Origin of the sequence: Pseudoalteromonas sp. SIMBA_162, from assembly GCF_046535955.1 — a bacterium.
Classification (GTDB): domain Bacteria; phylum Pseudomonadota; class Gammaproteobacteria; order Enterobacterales; family Alteromonadaceae; genus Pseudoalteromonas; species Pseudoalteromonas marina.
The window spans coordinates 1-249 of sequence record NZ_JAWJBQ010000894.1; the positions used below are offsets into that span (position 1 = coordinate 1).

The 249-nt window shown below is 61.4% G+C and carries 1 protein-coding gene; it reads left to right on the forward strand.

All coding sequences use genetic code 11. The features are described 5' to 3' along the window. Nucleotides 1-249 (forward strand): site-2 protease family protein (locus R0J88_RS22295; protein WP_410901214.1); only part of this gene is annotated, 249 nt, incomplete at both ends.

The window sequence follows — 249 nt, forward strand, 5'->3', positions numbered from 1 at the left end:
CGTATCGCCGGCGACACGGCGCGCTCCGGCCTCGAGGCCTTCCTCGGCTTCATGGCCTATCTCTCCATCAGCCTGGGTGTTCTCAACCTGCTGCCGATTCCGGTGCTGGATGGCGGTCACCTGCTGTTCTATCTGGTGGAAGCCGTGCGCGGCAAACCACTTTCGCAAGAGGTCCAGAATGCGGGGCTGAAGATCGGCATGGCGCTGGTCGGTTCCCTCATGCTGATGGCCATCTACTTCGATCTCATG